General features: G+C 59.8%; 15 protein-coding genes and 2 pseudogenes. 6 read left to right on the top strand and 11 right to left on the bottom strand.

Annotated features, from left to right (window positions below):
• Positions 1 to 87: 87 nt before the first annotated feature.
• The 6 genes from IPP88_19690 to IPP88_19665 all read right to left on the bottom strand — a co-directional run bounded on the left by IPP88_19690 (position 88) and on the right by IPP88_19665 (position 6,066).
• Positions 88 to 792, bottom strand: coding sequence for an ABC transporter ATP-binding protein (locus tag IPP88_19690; GenBank protein MBL0124839.1), 705 nt, complete (start codon positions 790 to 792; stop codon positions 88 to 90).
• Positions 793 to 1,986 carry an ABC transporter permease gene (locus IPP88_19685; protein ID MBL0124838.1) on the bottom strand — a complete coding sequence of 398 codons (1,194 nt, stop codon included), beginning with the start codon at positions 1,984 to 1,986 and terminating at the stop codon, positions 793 to 795.
• On the bottom strand, positions 1,983 to 3,167 hold the full coding sequence (locus tag IPP88_19680; GenBank protein ID MBL0124837.1) for an efflux RND transporter periplasmic adaptor subunit: 1,185 nt from the start codon (positions 3,165 to 3,167) through the stop codon (positions 1,983 to 1,985). The genes IPP88_19685 and IPP88_19680 overlap by 4 nt, the downstream gene beginning before the upstream one ends.
• Entirely contained in the window at positions 3,167 to 3,808 is a 642-nt protein-coding gene (locus tag IPP88_19675) for a TetR/AcrR family transcriptional regulator (GenBank protein ID MBL0124836.1), read from the bottom strand. Before IPP88_19675 ends, IPP88_19680 begins: the two co-directional genes overlap by 1 nt.
• Before the next feature lie 418 nt (positions 3,809 to 4,226).
• On the bottom strand, positions 4,227 to 5,444 hold the full coding sequence (locus tag IPP88_19670; GenBank protein ID MBL0124835.1) for an MFS transporter: 1,218 nt from the start codon (positions 5,442 to 5,444) through the stop codon (positions 4,227 to 4,229).
• Positions 5,445 to 5,511: 67 nt separating this feature from the next.
• A complete protein-coding gene (locus IPP88_19665; GenBank protein ID MBL0124834.1) occupies positions 5,512 to 6,066 on the bottom strand; it encodes a PH domain-containing protein in 555 nt (184 codons plus the stop codon).
• A 155-nt stretch (positions 6,067 to 6,221) separates the two neighbouring features.
• On the opposite strand from IPP88_19665, the gene IPP88_19660 reads away from it, so the two are divergent.
• Entirely contained in the window at positions 6,222 to 7,775 is a 1,554-nt protein-coding gene (locus IPP88_19660) for an ABC transporter permease subunit (GenBank protein ID MBL0124833.1), read from the top strand.
• 85 nt (positions 7,776 to 7,860) lie between these two features.
• Here the strand turns inward: IPP88_19660 and IPP88_19655 are convergent, their stop codons facing one another.
• Complete coding sequence (locus tag IPP88_19655) at positions 7,861 to 8,706, bottom strand: serine protein kinase RIO (protein MBL0124832.1); 846 nt, start codon at positions 8,704 to 8,706, stop codon at positions 7,861 to 7,863.
• A gap of 135 nt (positions 8,707 to 8,841) precedes the next feature.
• Here IPP88_19655 and ettA point away from each other — a divergent pair, with 135 nt between their 5' ends.
• The 5 genes from ettA (at position 8,842) to IPP88_19630 (ending at position 14,615) form a co-directional block, all read left to right on the top strand.
• A complete protein-coding gene (gene ettA / locus IPP88_19650; GenBank protein MBL0124831.1) occupies positions 8,842 to 10,506 on the top strand; it encodes an energy-dependent translational throttle protein EttA in 1,665 nt (554 codons plus the stop codon).
• Positions 10,507 to 10,635: 129 nt separating this feature from the next.
• Positions 10,636 to 11,340 (top strand): GntR family transcriptional regulator, encoded by a 705-nt coding sequence (locus IPP88_19645; GenBank protein MBL0124830.1) that lies wholly within the window; start codon positions 10,636 to 10,638, stop codon positions 11,338 to 11,340.
• Between the two features lie 71 nt (positions 11,341 to 11,411).
• Positions 11,412 to 12,335: a dihydrodipicolinate synthase family protein gene (locus IPP88_19640; protein MBL0124829.1), complete on the top strand. Its 924-nt coding sequence runs from the start codon at positions 11,412 to 11,414 to the stop codon at positions 12,333 to 12,335.
• Positions 12,336 to 12,601: 266 nt separating this feature from the next.
• Positions 12,602 to 13,603 (top strand): hypothetical protein, encoded by a 1,002-nt coding sequence (locus tag IPP88_19635; protein ID MBL0124828.1) that lies wholly within the window; start codon positions 12,602 to 12,604, stop codon positions 13,601 to 13,603.
• Entirely contained in the window at positions 13,509 to 14,615 is a 1,107-nt protein-coding gene (locus IPP88_19630; protein ID MBL0124827.1) for a prolyl oligopeptidase family serine peptidase, read from the top strand. The genes IPP88_19635 and IPP88_19630 overlap by 95 nt, the downstream gene beginning before the upstream one ends.
• Before the next feature lie 129 nt (positions 14,616 to 14,744).
• Here the strand turns inward: IPP88_19630 and IPP88_19625 are convergent.
• The 4 genes and pseudogenes from IPP88_19625 to IPP88_19610 all read right to left on the bottom strand — a co-directional run bounded on the left by IPP88_19625 (position 14,745) and on the right by IPP88_19610 (position 16,933).
• A pseudogene (locus IPP88_19625) lies at positions 14,745 to 15,415 on the bottom strand (response regulator).
• Positions 15,416 to 15,557: 142 nt separating this feature from the next.
• A pseudogene (locus IPP88_19620) lies at positions 15,558 to 15,905 on the bottom strand (hypothetical protein).
• Positions 15,859 to 16,368, bottom strand: a complete 510-nt coding sequence (locus tag IPP88_19615; GenBank protein ID MBL0124826.1) for a hypothetical protein — start codon at positions 16,366 to 16,368, stop codon at positions 15,859 to 15,861. Before IPP88_19615 ends, IPP88_19620 begins: the two are co-directional and overlap by 47 nt.
• A gap of 172 nt (positions 16,369 to 16,540) precedes the next feature.
• Positions 16,541 to 16,933, bottom strand: a complete 393-nt coding sequence (locus IPP88_19610) for a DUF4118 domain-containing protein (protein MBL0124825.1) — start codon at positions 16,931 to 16,933, stop codon at positions 16,541 to 16,543.
• Positions 16,934 to 17,783 lie beyond the last annotated feature (850 nt).

Here is a 17,783-nt window from a genome sequence, read left to right as displayed (position 1 = left end):
GTGCAGGTTTGGTGATGCGTCAAAAGGATGCGCGGGACTGCTCGTCACATTGTCCGTTGCACGCCAGCGAGAGTCATCGCCGCCCTGTCACGCCGCACGTCCCTCGCCGGCTTCCTCATAGGTGCGCCCATCACGAATATGGTAAATCCGCCGGAATGTCGGGATGATCTTTTCGTCGTGCGTGACGACGATGATCGCGGTGCCGAACCGTTGTGCCATCTCGTTCAGAATGCGGATTACTGTCAACGCACGTTCGCTATCGAGGGGCGCCGTCGGTTCATCGGCGAGGATGATCGGTGGTTGGTTGACCAGCGCGCGCGCAATTGAGACGCGCTGCTGCTCGCCACCGGAAAGTTGTGACACTTGCGCTTGCGCGCGATGGCCGACATCCAGCGCCGCCAGCATCTCGTGCGCCCTCTCTCGTGCCTTGTTGTTGGATATGCCCGCCAGCATCGGTAACACCGCGACATTGTCGGTGACATCGAGGAATGGAATGAGGTATGGCGCCTGGAACACGAAGCCGATGCTATCGCGGCGCAAGGCTCGCAGATCGGTCACTTTCCAGCCATTGTCGTAGATGGTTTCGCCACCCAGCGCCATTCGGCCGGAGGTGGGCTCAATGACCGCGCCGAGGCATTTCAGCAGCGTGCTTTTTCCAGAACCACTCGGACCGATCAGGCCGACGACCTCGCCCGGCTGGACCACCATGTCGACACCTTTCAGCGCATCGACAGCGGTGTCGCCTTCGCCATAGCGTTTGGTGAGCCCGGTGATTTCGATCGCGGGTTTCATCTAGCCGCCAATCGCTTCCGCCGGATCCACGCGCAGCGCGGCGCGAATCGCAACGACGCTGGCGAGCGCGCAGATCGCCATCACCAGTGCGGCGCCACGCATGGCATCACCGGGGAGCAGCAACACATATTTCGGGAATATCGGCGCCCACAGCGTGGCGGCGGTCTTGCCAACGATGAAACCGATTGCACCGAGGCCGAGCGCCTGCTGCAGGATCATCGCGGCGATGGTGCGGTTGCGTGCGCCGATCAGTTTCAATACCGCGATCTCGCGCACCTTGTTCTGGGTCATCGTGTAAATAATGAAGGCGACGATGGCGCCGCTGACCACGGAGAGGATGACGAGGAACATGAAGATCTGCTTCGCGGACGTGGCAATCAGTTTGGCGACAAGAATCTCATCCATCTCTGCGCGCGTGTAGGCTTCCAGATGTTTCCAGCGGCGGATTTCGCCGGCCACCGTCGTGGTGTCGGCATCCTGCGTGAGCCGCAGCATGACGACGTTCACGTTGTGGCTGCTGGCCTGGCTCGCCTGCACGGCTTCCAGCAAACCTGGAACACCGGGGCGGTTGAATGCCGGGTTGGCGGCGGTGCGTGCGCGTTCGTTGATGAGTGCGTCGTTGTCACGCAGGAATTGCACTTCCTGCGCATCTTTCAGCGGCACGAAGATCATCGGGTCGCCACCCGACGACACCATGCGCCGTGTCAGCCCGACCACAGTGTATTCATGACGGCGAATCTGGACACGTTCGCCCAGCCGGAGCCCGGTTTTTACATCGGCAATTGCCTCGTAATGCGACTTGGTGATCGGGCGACCAGCCACCAGATAGGCGGGCTCGCCCGGTTGCTTTGGCTCGAAGCCGACGAGCATCACACGTACGTCGCCGCGTTCGTGCTTGACCTGCATGGTCAGATAGGTGACGTTTCCGGCCGCCGCCACGCCGCGAATGCCCAGCAGGCTGCGATAGACGTCGTCGCGCACGCTCGACGGTTCGGCATAGGGACCGAGCGTATCGCGTTGCACGACCCACAAATCCGCGCCGCCATTTTCCAGCAGCACCTGCGCGTCATCCACCATACCGCGATATATTCCCGCCATCGATAGCGTGACGCCGATGAGCAAGCCGAGCCCCACGCCGGTGAAGACGAACTTGCCCCAGCCGTGCAGGATGTCGCGACCGGCAAGATTGATCATGGGTTGGCGCGCACGATCGCCGGAACAACCTTGATTTTCGCGTCCGGCTTCATCGCCTGTTCGCTGTGGACAACGACTTCGTCACCCGTGGACAGCCCGTCGAGGATCTGGCTACGACCGTCCAGCGTGGTGATGCCAACTTTTACCGGCCGGAATGTAACGCGTCCGTCGATGACTTGCCATACGCCATCCTGCCGCTCCAGTCGTTTCACCGCGGCTGCCGGCACCGAACGCACATTGGCGAGATCCGCGGTGTGGATCGTCACTTCGACCAGTTCACCGACCGAAAGCGTTTCAGGCCGCGCCGTGAAGCCAACGTTGACGACGCGTTCTTCGGTCACGGCATCGCTCACCCAATCGACGCGTTGTACTTGACCGGGCCAGGTTCGTTTCGCGTCCGACCGCAATACGACAACAGCTGGCTGCCCCACGCGCACGCCGCCCGCTTGGCCCTGGTCGATTCGCGCCTTGATCCAGAGGCTAGTCGGATCGATGATTTGTACCACCGCTTGTCCGGCAACGATGGTGGTTCCGGGCTCGACGAGCCGTGCGCTGACCACGCCATCGACGGGACTCACCAGTCGCGCCTGCGCACGTAGCTTGCCAACTCCGGCGGCATCGGCCAGCACGCGCTCATGGTCGCGCCGTGCCGCGACCAGTTGCGCGTTGGTGGCGTCCGCCGCGGCTTTCGCGGCATTGGCTTCGTGCCCTTTGGCGTCAGCTGCTTCCTGGCTGACGAACCCTTGTGCACGCAGTTCGGTCGAGCGCTTAGCGGCCGCAACGGCAAGTTTTGCGCGGCTTTGCGCTTCCACCAGCTGTGCTTCTGCCGCGCGGACAGTGCTTGCGGCGCGTTCCGCGGCGAGGCGGCCGCTGGCGACGCGATCTTCCAGATCGACCGGATCCAGTTCCGCAAGCAATTGACCTGCCTTGACCACGTCGCCCTGGTCGACATGTACGCGCGCCACGCGGCTCGCGAAAGTGGGACCCAGCGCGTAGCTGCGTCGCGCCTCAATGGTGCCGATACCAAATGTGCTTGCCACCAGCGGGCCCTGTTCGACCTTCGCCACCGTCACCTTCACCGGCGCGAGCGGCCCCTGGCTCATTATCAGCCAGGCGAGCAATGCGGCAACCAAGATGCCGGCGGCGATCAGCAGGGTTTTGCGACCGAAAGGTGTCTTCATTATTTTTCCTGTCCGCGATAGCCGTCGAGAAGTAACGGCAGTAACTGCCGCGCACGTTTCATCATTCCGGCCTCGTCGCCCGCGAGTGCGGATTGGATGACCAAGCCTTGGACCGCGCCGATAAACAGTATTGGCGGGATTGAAGGGTCGAGGCTGGCCGGTAACTCGCCAGCCGCCTTCGCCTGCGCAAACAGCAGCGCAAGCTGTTTTCGGTAGTTGGTAATCATCGCCCGCACTTCCGTGCGCACCGGTGAATCGCCCGGGTACTGTAGTTCGTGAAACATGACGCGAGGCACGCCCGGATTCGCCGCGATAAAGGCCACATGGGCAAGAAACGCCGCTTCAATTTTGGCCAGCGGAGACGTGGGTTTTTCAGTGGCCTTGGCGAACATCGCGCCGAGCGACTCGCGTACCCAGACAAATACCGCGAGCCAGATCGCTTCTTTGTCGGGGAAGTGCCGGAAGAGTGCGCCCTGCGTGACGCCGATGCGATCGGCGATCGCCTGCGTCGTGATGGCGTCAGGGCCGCGCTCGCGGGCGAGCGCCAGAACGGTTGCAACGATTTCGCGCTGGCGGGCATCCGTTGCCATGCGCTTGCGCGGCATCGCACGAAGTTTGGTTGGCGCGTTTATTTCATTCACGAATTGATTTTAAAGTAAGTAACTAAATACTATCTTATGCGTTTGGCCGCAGTTTGGCAAGCTAGTTGGCAAACCGGACGCCCATGCTGCTCATTGAACCCAGCTTCCATGTGCGCCCAATGCATCGGCGTTCACATGCGGCGTGATCGCGTTATAGTTATATTGCAGGAACTGACGTTGCATCACGCGATCAACGCCACATCATTCACGTTCAACACGATGGAGATTTCGCCATGAGCAAGAGCCAGGACCAGAAAAAGCAGACCAAGAAGGAACCTTCCAAGACACCGAAGGAAAAGAAAGAGGCCAAGAAGCTGAAGAAGGAAGAGCGCAAACGCACTTGACGGATGCCCAAGGCCGGGAATCCTTTCTGGATTCCCGATGAGTCGGCCTTTTCCGGCGCTCAGTATTTCGTCTGCTATGTGATGTTGGCTGCCGTGCCGCTGTTTTCGGCCTTGTGAGCAGCCTTATACGCAGCCGCCAGCCCAAATGCCGCGCACGACGCGATCCCCAGGATCGCCAGTATGGCAGCTTGCGGATTGCCAAAGAAATCCCAGAAAGTCGCGATGAGGATCGGGCCGGCTGCCCGCGCGATGGCCATTGGCATTGCGAGTACACCATTCAACATGGCGACATGATCCCGGCTGATCAGGTCTGCCGTGGCGGTGCCCTTGACGATGGTCATCATGCCATTGCCGCTGCCGAACAGGAATGCGTAAAGAAATGCAAACCAGGGACTCAAACCCACCACCAATAACGTGATGATTGCGGCGGGCAGCAACCACACCACGATACGCGCCGTCATCGACGGATTGATTCGCCTGCTTCCCACCAGCAGGAAGATTCGGCCCAGCACCTGCATCACGCCGATCGACGACGCAGCCATCAGGCCGATCGCGCTATTGACGCCTGACGCCGCGAATAGCGCAATGATGTGCGCGGCCAGCCCGGCGAGGACGATCGATTGCAGCGTAAACGATATCGCAAGCAACACAAACGGACGTGAGCGCATGAGCTTGGTGGCCGGCAGCGTTTCTTTCCGATGCGGCGTCCGCGTCGGTGCGTGGCGGGGCAGGAATATCAAGTAGCAGAACAGGCCGCACACCAGTTGCAGCAGCGCGAGACCAACGCAGGCGCCGCGCCAGCCAAACCTGGCCAGCAACAAGGCCGTGAGGGGCCAGAACACAGTGCTTGCCAATCCGCCCAGCAATGTCACCATCGTGATTCGGCGCCGATAGTCGTTTGGATAAGTACGAATCAGGAAGGCGAACACCGATTCGTATAACGTGCAGGCCATGCCCATGCCAATCAGCGCCCACACGGCATAGAGCTGCCAGACGGAATCAACTGCCGCGTGAAACAACATGCCGCAACTGGTAACGAGCGTGCCACCCACCAGCACCTGAAAATGCCGCCCACGGTCAATGAGGATGCCTACGGCAAAAGCAGTGAATCCCATCACCAGCAGGCCGAGGCTATAGGCGCCGGCGGCCGTGCTTTTGGAAATGCCCAATGCCGCCTGAATCGGTTCCATCAGCACGGCATATGCGTAGTAGCAGCTTCCCCACGCGACCAATTGCGAGAATGAAAGTGCCAGTAGCAGTTTTTCGTCTGGCGTGAGCGTGCGCAGCTTCATCGGTTTCCTGCTCGTACGTCCTGGGATGCGGACATTCGTCAGGCGGGGCGGTGAACCAGTGATCGCACTATTTGCGCTCTTTCAGGAGCGAAATGATCTCATCCATGCGCCGCTCGATGCCGTGCAGCGCCTCAAGCTGGTTGGCGGAATCGGCATTGGCCGTTGCGGCAAGTGCTGCGGAATGTACGCGCATCGATTGCTGCCTCAGTGTGTCACGAGATTCAAGAATCCGGTTGCGGAATTCATGGGCATCGATGATGCCGGTCAGGTGCATGTCGTGTGCTTGCCCGACACTGTGGCCGGCGGTTTCAAATTTGAGCGTGCTGAGATGGAAGTGACGCAGGATCGGCCCTTCGATAAAGGTGACATCCTGGATATTCTCCAGCGGAATGGTCTTCTCCACTTGTACAAATATGCCCTTGCGAAATCGAAGCGTTTTCTCGCCGAGATGGCATTCCAGTTTGGCGAAATAATGCCGCGCCCACCATTGTCCCGCGCCGAGAAACCAGACGATCGCAATCGGAATGCCGACAATCGTCATTGCCAGGGTGAAGCCGATAGTGATGACCAGATACGGACGGATGAGGGGATTGAATTTGGCGTTCGCGATTGGAGTATTCATGCCGGTATTCTAGTCCAGCCGAAAGCTTGAGCAAGCTTGAACGGGCGACCGCGCATGTCGCGCTACACTGGCGAATGATCACGACCAACAAGACAGCGGGCAGGATGATGGGACGCAAGGCTGCGGTGATGGTAGGCGCACTGTTGATAATGCTGATGCAATGCGTGCCGGCCGCAACCGCCGCGAATGTGTCCGCCGCCACGCTCAACGTCGGCTCCAAACGCTTTACCGAATCCTACGTCCTTGCGGAAATAGTCCGGCAAACCGCGCAGGCGGCAGGGGACGCCGTTGTAGCGCACCGGCAGGGCCTCGGCAATACCGCCATCGTCGTCGAGGCATTGAAGGCCGGCAGTATCGACATCTATCCGGAATACACCGGTACGATTGCGCGCGAAATTCTCAAACTCGATCATGTGCCGCCACTACCGGAGCTGAATCAGAAACTTGCGCCGCTCGGGATCCAAGCGTCGGTGCCACTTGGATTCAATAACACCTATGCGCTGGCGATGCGCGCCAGTGTTGCGACGTCCGGAAATATCACTCGCCTGTCGGACCTCAAGGCGCATTCGCATTCGCATTTGCGGTTAGGGCTTTCGCAGGAATTCATCGGCCGCGCCGATGGGTGGCCGGGATTGAAGAAAACCTACGCACTGCCGTTTGCCACGCCGCGCGGGCTCGATCACGGCTTGGCGTATGAAGCGATCGCACAAGGGCAGGTTGACGTCATTGATATCTATTCAACCGACGCGAAAATCGGCAAATACCAGATGACCGTCCTGGTCGATGACGCCGGGTATTTCCCGCGCTATGACGCGGTGCTGCTGCACAAGGCGGATCTGCAGGTGCGACTGCCGACAACCTGGGCCGCATTGACAAGGCTCGAAGGGCGCATCAACGAAGGCGCCATGCGCGGGATGAACGCGTCGGCCGAGTTGGAGCAGAAGTCCTTTGATCGGGTTGCGACCGAGTTTTTAGCCGACGTGCGCGCGGCACCGATGCCCGGCCTGACAGTTGCACCGGAACCCGCAAATCGCGCGAGGCCCATGAAAGCGGAGGCTGCCGGGGAAACGGGTTTCATGTCCAAGCTACTTGGTCCGGATTTCTGGCGTCTGACGGTGGAACATCTTGCGCTGGTATTTCTTTCCCTGGCAGCGAGCGTTGTTCTCGGTGTTCCGCTCGGTGTTATCGCCGCGCGGCATCAAGCAGCAGAAGCGATCATTCTCGGCGCCACCGGCGTGCTGCAGACCATCCCCTCGCTCGCGCTGCTCGCGATTCTGATTCCAATCACCGGGAAGATAGGCATCGTGCCGGCATTCATCGCGCTCGCGCTATATGCCTTGTTGCCTATCGTGCGAAATACCCATAGCGGCCTTACGCAGATTTCGCGCGGCATGAAGCAGGCCGCGCAATCGTTGGGCATGGCGCCGCGCATGGTGCTTGCGAAGATTGAGCTGCCGCTGGCGCGACCGATGATTCTCGCCGGCATCAAGACCTCCGCTGTCATCAACGTTGGCACCGCCACTATTGCCGCCTTTATCGGTGCTGGCGGCTTCGGCGAGCGCATCGTTACCGGATTGGCGTTGAATGACAACGCCACGCTGTTGGCCGGGGCAATTCCAGTGGCGGTGATGGCATTGATGATTGAAGGCGCATTCAACTACGGTGAGCGCCGCATGATTCCGGTCGCGCTTAGGAATCATGGCGTCTGAACTGAGCTAGTTAACCGGCAGACACACTATCATTCCCTTCGCGGGAATGACGACAACCGAAACGAAAGCCAGACAAATCGCTGGGTTAACGATCCTGCATCCGCAACAACCGCGCGGCTTCTTCCAGTCGCGTGTCCTCGATCTCGCGTAGAACGCTGTCCATGTCCACGGCCTTGTGCTTGCGCTCGAATCGTCCCGTCAGGACAACTTCAGGCGTCAGGGTGCCCGCCTCATAATGTGCCCAGATCTCACGGCCGTAGTGGGTCTTGAGCAGTTCCGGCGCAAACCGGCCGAAATAGTTGCGCAAATTCGCCACATCGCGCTCCAGCATCGCCTGGGCGTGGTTGTTACCCGCCGCATCCACGGCTTGCGGCAGATCGATGATCACCGGGCCGTCAGCGCCGACAAGGATGTTGAATTCGGAGAGGTCTCCATGGATCACACCCGCGCACAGCATGCGCACCACTTCGCGGATCAGCGCGTCGTGATACTTGATCGCCACGTCGGGCGTGAACTCGACGTCGTTCAACCTCGGCGCCGCATTGCCTTCCGTGTCCGCCACCAGTTCCATCAGTAGCACACCTTCATGAAAGTTGTACGGTTTCGGCACCCGTACGCCCGCCGCAGCCAAGCGGTACAACGCATCGACCTCGGCGTTTTGCCATGCGGCTTCTTGCGATTGGCGGCCAAAGCGCGTGCCTTTCGCCATCGCCCGCGCCTGCCGGGTGTTCTTGGTCTTGCGGTTCTCCGTATAGTCGACGGCCTGGCGGAATGCGCGTTTGTTCGCTTCCTTGTAAACCTTTGCGCAGCGCGTCTCATCTCCGCAGCGCACCACGAACACCATCGCCTCCTTGCCGCTCATGAGCTGGCGCACCACGCCGTCGATCAGGCCGTCTTCCAGCAGCGGTTGCAGTCGTTTGGGAATTTTCATTTCGACAGTTTAGGTGTTCGGAGGCGGAATTTCTCGGCTTTCAATCAATTTGCCCCGTCACTCGCGTAAAATAGCAGGTTCCCCGCTTCACTTGTACCTCGTTTCCCTCTTTACTTCGCAAGGCAGCAAAAAACCATGGCTCAGTACGTATACACCATGAATCGCGTGGGCAAGATTGTTCCGCCCAAACGCCAGATTCTGAAGAACATTTCGTTGTCATTTTTCCCCGGCGCCAAGATCGGCGTACTGGGCGTCAATGGCTCCGGCAAATCCACGCTGCTCAAGATCATGGCCGGTCTGGACAAGGAGATCGAAGGCGAAGCCGTGCCGATGCCCGGCATCAAGATCGGTTATCTGCCGCAGGAGCCGCAACTGAATCCCGACCAGACCGTGCGGCAATCGGTCGAGGAGGGTATTGGCGGCGTGTTGCAGGCCAAAGCGCGGCTCGATGAAGTCTATGCGGCTTATGCCGATGAAGATGCCGATTTTGATGCGCTGGCGACGGAGCAGCACAAGCTGGAGGCCATCATCGCCGCGGAAGGTGGGGACAGCACCGACACACAACTGGAAATTGCCGCTGATGCACTGCGTTTGCCGCCGTGGGATGCGGTAGTCGGCAAGTTATCTGGTGGCGAAAAGCGGCGCGTGGCGCTCTGCCGCTTGTTGCTGTCCAAACCCGACATGCTGTTGCTCGACGAACCGACCAACCACCTCGACGCCGAGAGTGTCGAATGGCTGGAGCAGTTCCTGCAGAAATTCCCCGGCACCGTGGTCGGCATCACCCATGATCGCTATTTTCTCGATAACGCCGTGCAGTGGATCCTGGAGTTGGATCGCGGCACCGGCATCCCCTACGAAGGCAATTACAGTTCGTGGCTGGAACAGAAGTCGGACCGTCTGAAGAAGGAAGAGTCGAGCGAATCCGCGCGCCAGCGCACCCTGAAAAAGGAACTGGAATGGGTGCGCCAGAATCCTAAAGGCCGGCAGGCAAAATCCAAGGCCCGCATGACGCGCTTTGAGGAACTTTCCAGCTACGAATACCAGAAGCGTAACGAGACCCAGGAAATCTTCATCCCGGTCGCCGAGCGCCTCGGTAATGAAGTGATCGAATTCGTCAATGTCACCAAGTCATTCGGCGACCGCGTGCTGATCGATAACCTTTCGTTCCGCGTCCCGCCCGGCGCCATCGTCGGCGTGATCGGTCCGAACGGCGCGGGTAAATCAACGCTGTTCAAGATGATCCAGGGCATCGAGAAGCCGGATAGCGGCGAAGTGAAGATCGGCCCGACGGTCAATCTCGCGTTTGTCGATCAATCGCGCGATTCGCTGCCGAACGACAAGACGGTCTGGGAAGCGATTTCCGGCGGCGCGGATATCCTGACCATCGGCAAATTTGAAATGCAGTCGCGCGCCTACATCGGCCGCTTCAATTTCAAAGGCGCCGACCAGCAAAAGCTGGTGGGCAATCTTTCCGGTGGCGAACGTGGGCGGCTGCACCTGGCCTACACGCTGCTGAAGGGCGCCAATGTGTTGCTGCTCGATGAACCCTCAAACGATCTCGATGTGGAAACGCTGCGTTCGCTGGAGGACGCGCTGCAGGAATTCGGCGGCTCGATCATGGTGGTCTCGCACGATCGATGGTTCCTGGATCGCATCGCCACCCATATCCTCGCCTGCGAGGGCGATTCGCAATGGGTGTTTTACGATGGCAATTACAACGAATATGAGAACGACAAGCTGCGCAGGCTGGGTGAAGAGGGCGCGCGACCGAAACGGGTGCGTTACAAAGCATTGAAGTAGTCAAAATGCGGGAATCATGAAAACAGCCGGATCAAATCCGGCTGTTTTCATTTTATTGATGCCACTGCATATCGCTCACGCGCGCGCAATTACATTGCCCTGCTGATATATCAGTGGTATTCTTCAGGCATGGCAACAATCAATCGCAAGCAGCCATTGCCGAATCTGTCCCTGCGCAAGCAGGTCGTGGCGATCCTGCGCGACGCGATTCTCGCCTGCCGCCTTGAACCCGGCGCCGTCCTCAATGAGCGCGATTTGGCTGAACAGTTGGGTGTAAGCAAGACGCCGGTCCGCGAAGCGCTGAGCTTGCTCAATCACGAAGGCCTCGTCCAGATCCTGCCGCGCCAGGCCTACGTCGTGACGCCGATCACCGTCCGCGATGTTCACGAGTGTTTTGACCTGCGCGTGATTCTTGAATGTGCAGCGGTTGAACTCGCGGCCGCGCGCATTGGCGATGATGAGTTGGCGCAGCTTGAGGCGATCGTTTCTGGCGAGGCCGATACCGAACCATCGGCCGAGACGCTAGTGCGCAATACGGGCTTCCATTCGTTGATCGCCCGGGCTTCGGGTAATGAACGCCTGACGATCCTCATTGAAAAGCTGCTTGGCGAAATGCCCCGGCTGATTACCGCCGGGTATGTGCTCGGCGAGCACGAATCGCTGATGAAGTCGCTGCGCGAACGTAACCCGGTTCACGCAAGGGACGCAATGCGGCAGCACATCCTGCATGTCAAGGAAAAGGCATTGGGTGCCGCCGCGTCCGGCAAACCTCGGCCAAAGGCCGACCAGCCGCCTTTTGCGCGGGTTCGCCGGTGGAAGGCGGCACGAAAATGAATGGGATCGGGTGGCGGACTCATTGCCGCGGCTCGTACATGGACGTTGATGACTAACCGGGGAGTACTGAATTGAAATCTCATTGGAGTGGTGTTTTTCCCGCTGTGACCACGCAGTTTCGCGACGATCTGTCGCTAGACATAGACGCCACCGCAAGAGTCATGGAGGGCCTGATCACGGACGGAGTGTCCGGCCTCGTTGTCTGTGGCACGGTGGGCGAGAACTGTTCGCTCGACAAAGCCGAGAAAATCGCGGTGATGGAAACCGCGAAAGCGGTTGCCCGCGGTCGCGTCCCGGTCGTGAGCGGCATTGCGGAATTCACTTCCGCGTTTGCAATCGGCATGGCGAAGGAGGCCGCCCGTATCGGCCTTGATGGTGTGATGGTGATGCCGGCATTGGTCTATTCATCGAAGCCGCATGAAACCGCCGCGCATTTCCGTAGCGTTGCCAAAGCAACTGATCTGCCGGTCATGGTTTACAACAATCCGCCGATTTACAAGAACGACGTTACGCCGGAAATCCTCGCTTCGCTGGCCGATTGCGAGACGATTGTCTACTTCAAGGAATCCTCCGGCGACACGCGGCGATTTACCGATTTGCACAATTTGGTCGGCGATCGATTCGTACTGTTCGCCGGGCTTGATGACGTGGTCGTCGAAAGCATCATGGTCGGTGCCGTGGGCTGGGTCTCCGGTCTGTCGAATGCGTTTCCGCGCGAAGGCGAGACATTGTTCCGGCTCGCGCGCGCGGGCCGCTATGCCGAAGCGATGAGCCTGTATCGCTGGTTCATGCCGTTGCTGCATCTTGATGCCCGCCCGGACCTGGTCCAGTGCATCAAGCTGTGCGAGCACATCATGGGACGCGGCACCCATCTCACGCGCCCGCCGCGCCTGCCTCTCAGCCCGGCGGAAACTGCCGCAATCAACGCGTTGATGAAGCAGGCGCTTGATCAGCGTCCACAACTGCCCGACGTCGGCCTCGGCAAATCGGCATGAGACAAGTTAATGACGGCTGGTACCAAGAACAAAGGTAGTAAACTCTAATACGGGCGGGGCATTTCAGGCCTTTATGGTCTGAAAGCCGCGCCAGTGCTAGAGTTTATCGATGGTTCACACGCTGATTAATGATAAACTGCCACAATAAGTCTGAAGCGTAGGCGCACAGTGCCTTGACTGCAGCACGATCGCTATTGCGCGATCTCCACCCGCGGCAGGCCTGGATGGCAAGTGGCTGTTGCAAACTACGACGATGGGAGTGACGGATGCGATTCGCCCTGACGCTTTGGCTATTGGTATGGGTATGCGCGACAACCCCCGCGTTTGCGGAAGCCACTGCGCCCGCCCGGACCGCGCCGCGCTACGCAAAGCCCGCAGATATTCCGGTCGAAGCATTTTTCCGTCGGGCCGAATATTCGCAGATGGCGATTTCGCCTGATGGCAACCGGCTGGCCGCCGTGCGGCCCATCAATGGCCGTGACAATCTGGTGGTCATTGATTTTCTCGCCGGCAAATTGCAGGTTATTTCCAACTTCAAGGAGTTGGACGTTGTTGATTTTGTGTGGGTCAGCAATGACCGGCTGTATTTTCGTTCGGCCGACTTGAGCGAAGTCAGCGGCGCCACCAACCTGAAAGGCGCCTATGCGGTGGATGTGGACGGCAAGAACATTCGCGATCTCACTTTCCCGCTTGAACGCGCACGCGAACGTGAAGCGCGGCGCAATTCGATTCTCGTGCACGGCGTCAACATCTCCTTTCGTATTCTCAGCCGTACCTTTGACGGCAGCGGGGATGTGATCGCGGAAATTTTTGGACGCAGCCAAAGTTATGCGGATGTTTATCGCTTTAATACCAGGACGGGTGAATACAAGCTGCTTACGGTTCAAACGCCCGGCAACGTTGTCCGCTGGGTGTTGGACCGCCACCTCGAGCCGCGTATCGCGATCCGCCAGGAAGAGCGCAAGGATCCCGCGAGCCCGCGCGAGCAGACCATCTGGCATCGGCCAGGCGACGGAAAAGACTGGGAGATGATCGGCCACGCCGCGGGCAAGGATAGCCAGGGCAACATCTCGCCGCTGGCGTTCGACTACGACAACAAGACCCTCTATGTTTCGTCGAGTATCGGTCGCGACCGGCGGGCAATTTTCAAATACGACATCGCCGAGCGAAAACTTGGCGAGAAACTACTGGAACATCCGCTCATCGGACCTGAATGGCGGCCTGATTTTCAGCCGCACAAAGAAAGCGCTGGTCGGAATTCGTTATAGCGCAAACGTGCCGGTCACCACATGGTTCGACGAGGACCTGGCGCGCTTGCAGGCGGCGCTCGACAAGGCATTGCCCGAGCGCACCAACGCCATCGATATTGCCGATGAAAACAGCCGGTACGTGCTGATCTACTCAGCATCCGATACCAATCCCGGCGGCTATTTTCTCTACGACACGGAAAAGCGCAGTTTGCAGGAAGTGTCAAAGTCGCGCGAGTGGCTTCCGCCCACACTAATGAGCAAACGCAGCTTCATGAAGTACAAAGCACGCGATGGCCGCGAAATTCCTGCCTGGGTGATCACGCCCATCGACCGCGATGGCAAGAACCTGCCGCTGGTCGTGCATATTCATGGCGGGCCGTGGGTGCGGGGCTACAGCGGAATTCAGTGGGGCCGCTGGCCGGTTGCGCAATTCCTGGCGTCGCGCGGCTATGCTGTACTGGAGCCCGAGCCTCGCGGTTCCACAGGCTTCGGCCGATCGCATTACACGGCGAGTTTCAAGCAATGGGGGCTTGCCATGCAGGACGATATTTCTGATGGTGCTTTGTATCTGGTCAAAGAAGGCATCGGGACAAGGGCCGCATGTGTCTCTTCGGCGGAAGCTATGGTGGCTACGCGACGCTGCAGGGTCTGGTCAAGATCCGGATTTGTGGCGCTGCGGTGTTGCCTATGTGGCAGGACGGATCTCGAGTTGAAGCAGACCGTTTCATGGTCGGATACTGCGCGCTTGACGGACTATTACGAAACGGACTTCAAGCGCTGGGTCGGTGACAAGCGGATCGCGATCGCGAGCAATTCCAGAAAACGTCGCCGGCAAAAAATGCGGACAAGATCAAGGCGCCGGTGCTACTGGCGATGGGTCGCGACGACCAGCGCGTTCCGCTCATTCACGGAACGACGATGCGCGATGCGATGGAAAAAGCGGGCAAGCCGATCGAATATGTGGTCTATGACGGCGAAGCGCATGGCTTCAATAAAGAACAGAGCGTCGTCGATTTCTATACGAGGGTGAGCGTTTTCTTGCGTTGATCTCGCGAGTAGCCCGCCGTCACCGGCAGTGTTTGCGGCGCCGCTGATTGCGGCAAAGTATGGGAGAAACCTGTCTGGGCAAAATTCCCGATTGCGTCCGGCAATGCCGGTGCTATGGCAGCACCAGCCGATAGCCCACGCCGATTTCCGTCAGCAGGAATTTCGGCTGCGCGGGATCATCTTCGAGTTTCCGCCGCAAGTGCCGCACGAAGATTCGCGGATAGTGGTCTGCTCGACGTGCGAGGGCCCCACACCTGTTTGAGCAGTTGCCGGTGCGTCAAGACCTTCCCGCTGTGCGTGCACAGGTAGGAGAGCAAAACGGAATTCGATGGGGTGAGGTGCACCTCCACGCCACCCTTTCGTGTCACTCGACTGGCGAGATCCACTTTGACGGCGCCAAACGAAACCATGCTCTTACCCGACTCGGCATTGCGCGCGGATTCGCCGCAGCGCCGCGCACACGCGCCAGCATTTCACCGACGCCAAACGGTTTAGTCAGGTAGTCGTCAGCTTCCCAGATCAAGCGCGGCAATCTTGTCCGCTTCCCCCGGCGCGCCGAAAGTACAATCACCGGGCACGTTCGACCAGCCGCGCAAATCACGGATCAACTCCAGGCCATCGCGATCCGGCAGCCCAAGATCGACGATGACCAGATCGGGCTTCCTGGTGCCGGCCTCGATCAGGCCGCGCTCCACCGTTTCGGCTTCGAACACCTGACAACCTTTCCTCCTCCAGCGCAACACGCACGAAGCGGCGAATTTGCGGCTCGTCCTCGACTAGCACGACGTGACGGGCGCTCACGGCGTCCGGCCTTCAGCTTCAGCTTCAACTTCAACTTCCACCGCCGCCGGCGGCGTCTCGAGCGGCAACGTGAACACGAAGCGTGCGCCATGCGGATGCATGTTTTCGGCGCGAATGCTGCCGCCATGCGCTTCAACAACCGCGCGGCAGATTGGCCGACCCAGCCCACGCCACGTACCGTCGATTCGGGCTCGGCGCGGGTGAACTTGTCAAACAGCCGTGCCGCGAATTCGGGTGGGAAGCCCGGACCGTCGTCAAGGACCGCAATCTCCATCCAGCCGCCGGCCTGAGCTGCCGCAATGGCAATATGCGACCCCGCAGGCGTGTACTTGGCGGCGTTCTCCAGGAGATTGCAAAGCACACGCTCGATCAGCACGGCATCAAAGCGCACCAGCGGCAGATTCGCCGGCAAGTCGGTCGTCACTTTATGCTGCTGCAACACCGGTTGGCTTACGCGCAAAGCGGTTCCCACGACTTCTCAACAGGTTGCCAGTCGGCATTGAGTTTGACATCACCGGCTTCCGTGGCGCGCCATGTCGAGTAGATTGTCCACCAGTTGCGAGAGCCGCTGACTCCGGTGAGAATGGATTCCGCCCACTGATCTGTTTTCGGCAAGCCGGTTCCGAGCGCGCCATGGCGTCGGCCATGCCGATCAACGCAGTTAACGGTGTGCGCAGATCGTGCGACAGCGCCAGCACGCTGTTGCGCAGGCGTTCCGATTCCATCTTCAGGATCGCTTCACGAGCCACTTCAACATAGTGAACACGCTCCAGTGCAATCGCGATCAGCGACGCGAATGTTTCGGTTGCCGGTTGCTTCGGGGACTCGCAGCCATCGCGGATTCTCGGTCTCACCCCCAGCACGCTGCGTGCGCGCATGGGCGCCGTCAGCGGCAGATAGAGTACGTTGCCGCCCGCCAGCGTATCGGTGCCCAATCCCGCCGGCTGGCCGCGGTCATAGACCCACTGCGCAATCGATTCGTTGATACGCGGGCGGTGCGATCCGTGCCAGAAAAGTCCAGCCGGTCTCCCTCGATCTGGCAGAACCGCGCCGCCTTGGCACGGAAAGTCTCTTCAATGCGCGCATCGCCCATCTCCACGACCTTGCTCAAACGTCAACAGCCCCCGGATAATTCGCGCGCCATTTCGAAAGGGCACGTGCGCGACCCTCCCGGTGCCTGCGGCGATTCGTGCCCGGTATCTTCAGGCCGGCTGTCAGTTGCGCCGTGATCAACGCAACCGCCAGCATGATGGCGAACGTCAACAGGTATTGCACGTCTGAAACCGCGAAAGAAAAGTTGTAGGCCAAAGAAGAAATCAAAGGATGCGACAGAGAGAAATGCCGAAAGGATCGCCGGGCCGCGGCCCGTAGCGCCGACACCAGCACCACATTCAACAGAAACAGCATGACGATGTTGGGCCAGCGCAAAATACGGCAGCAGGCCCGTTGCGACCAGCTGGTGAGCGCACAAGCACCTGCCGCGACTAGATACGGAAGCACACGCGATTTGCCGCCACTGGCGGATTCTCGACGGTCGCGCCGACCCGCAAAGTGCGGCCTGTCCTGGCGCCGCGCGCAATCTGCATCACATCGAGCTCCGGTGCCTTCTGCGGCACCCGATCCGCGAGCGTCGTGCGCCAGGCCAGCTACATTCCAGTCGTGTTCGCCGGCACCCCGGGCCGATCACGACCCTGCTGAGATTATTATCGCGGGCATAGCCAACCAGTGTTTCATCGATATTCTCGCCGGCCAGCGTCGTCGTGTTCGCCCCCAAACCGGGCCAGCTTGAGGACGCTGAGAATGCGCGTGCGTTCCGCTTCGGGCAGGCGCTGCAACCTTGGGGTTTCCACGTAGACTGCGTGCCGTGGTGCGTCCAAAGCCTCGGCTAGCCGCGCGGTGGCACGCACCACGCGTTCGCCTCCTCACGCGGACTGACGCAGGCGAGCAGCGCGTCGCGTGTGGCCCATACGCGCCTGATGGATTTTAGATCGCGGTAGTCCTGACGTCGGCATCGACATGGTCAGCGGTGCGGCGCAGCGAGTCCGCGTAGCGATGACCAGGTCGCCCTTGAGGAAAAATCTTCGCGCCCGTTGCGCCTGCTCAGGCAGAGATAGACCTTGCCGGCCTCGGTGCGCTTTAGCACTTCTTCCGGCGCAAGTCGACTGGCAGGATTTCATCGGCCTCGGTCGATTACCCGATCGGAGACCGTTCTCCCGTACGCGTACGCCGGTGATGCCACCGGACCACGTCTTTCGCCTCAACTCCTCAACCTGCTGAATGTTCAGCGTCGTGAACATCGATACCGGCCTGCAACAGCTCTTCCACGTCCTGCCAGCGCTTGGCATGCCGC

This window comes from Betaproteobacteria bacterium (assembly GCA_016720925.1).
Classification (GTDB): domain Bacteria; phylum Pseudomonadota; class Gammaproteobacteria; order Burkholderiales; family Usitatibacteraceae; genus UKL13-2.
The sequence above is the reverse complement of the archived record's forward strand: the minus strand, read 5'-3'. Positions and strand labels throughout refer to the sequence as shown.

Coding starts and splice junctions, on each gene's coding strand:
- IPP88_19690 (MBL0124839.1), bottom strand. CDS start 792: ATGAAACCCGCGATCGAAATCACCGGGCTCACCAAACGCTATGGCGAA.
- IPP88_19685 (MBL0124838.1), bottom strand. CDS start 1,986: ATGATCAATCTTGCCGGTCGCGACATCCTGCACGGCTGGGGCAAGTTC.
- IPP88_19680 (MBL0124837.1), bottom strand. CDS start 3,167: ATGAAGACACCTTTCGGTCGCAAAACCCTGCTGATCGCCGCCGGCATC.
- IPP88_19670 (MBL0124835.1), bottom strand. CDS start 5,444: ATGAAGCTGCGCACGCTCACGCCAGACGAAAAACTGCTACTGGCACTT.
- IPP88_19665 (MBL0124834.1), bottom strand. CDS start 6,066: ATGAATACTCCAATCGCGAACGCCAAATTCAATCCCCTCATCCGTCCG.
- IPP88_19660 (MBL0124833.1), top strand. CDS start 6,222: ATGCAATGCGTGCCGGCCGCAACCGCCGCGAATGTGTCCGCCGCCACG.
- IPP88_19655 (MBL0124832.1), bottom strand. CDS start 8,706: ATGAAAATTCCCAAACGACTGCAACCGCTGCTGGAAGACGGCCTGATC.
- ettA (MBL0124831.1), top strand. CDS start 8,842: ATGGCTCAGTACGTATACACCATGAATCGCGTGGGCAAGATTGTTCCG.
- IPP88_19645 (MBL0124830.1), top strand. CDS start 10,636: ATGGCAACAATCAATCGCAAGCAGCCATTGCCGAATCTGTCCCTGCGC.
- IPP88_19635 (MBL0124828.1), top strand. CDS start 12,602: ATGCGATTCGCCCTGACGCTTTGGCTATTGGTATGGGTATGCGCGACA.